This is a genomic window from Vibrio sp. SG41-7 (assembly GCF_014164465.1).
GTDB classification, from domain to species: Bacteria; Pseudomonadota; Gammaproteobacteria; order Enterobacterales; family Vibrionaceae; genus Vibrio; species Vibrio splendidus.
The window spans coordinates 1-668 of sequence record NZ_JACJFF010000332.1; the positions used below are offsets into that span (position 1 = coordinate 1).

Sequence of the window (668 nt, forward strand, 5' to 3'; positions counted from 1 at the left end):
AAACAAGCGTTAAAGAAGGCACCTTTGATTCATGCCGACGAAACCTCTCATCACCGAAATGATGAGCAAAGCCTTCGTTGGTGTTGGTTAGTGGCCAGTGATGATCTTGTCTATGAACAAATACTGTATTCGCGCTCGACCTCATCAGCGAAAAAAGTCATTGATGAAGACTATGCAGGCATCGTGGTCAGCGACCAGTGCCCAAGCTATAACTCGATAGCCGCAGACCGTCATCAGTTATGTTGGGCACATGTTAAGCGCAATCTTCAACAAATGGCGGATTATAGTGGTGGTGGGCATACTGCTTATATAGGAAGGCACCTTTGTCTTCTGACGAATGTTCTCTTCCATACTCGACATCGTTATGAGCAAGGTGAATTGGATTATTCACGGTACTTGCGGCGAATGCACAGGCTACAAAAATCGTTCGATCATTGGTTGAACAAAGGGACAGGTGTGATGGTCAAGCGGTATCGAGGGCGATGCAAGTTACTGCTCAAACATAGAGAGAGCTTGTGGGTTTTCCTCAAGAAAACGTCAATTCCCTTAACCAATAATGAAGCCGAGCGATGTATTAGAGGCTTTGTAATCCAAAGGAAAATTAGCTTCGGAACGACCTCAGATGCAGGCGATAAATTCCGTAGTCGTATCCACACACTCATCGAAAC

Annotated in this window: 1 protein-coding gene; it reads left to right on the plus strand. The window is 45.4% G+C overall.

Going from position 1 to position 668, the window contains the following annotated elements; translation table 11 throughout:
- Positions 1–668, plus strand: a 668-nt coding sequence (gene tnpC, locus H5300_RS26965; RefSeq protein WP_182797384.1) for an IS66 family transposase, incomplete at both ends; no start/stop codon positions are given.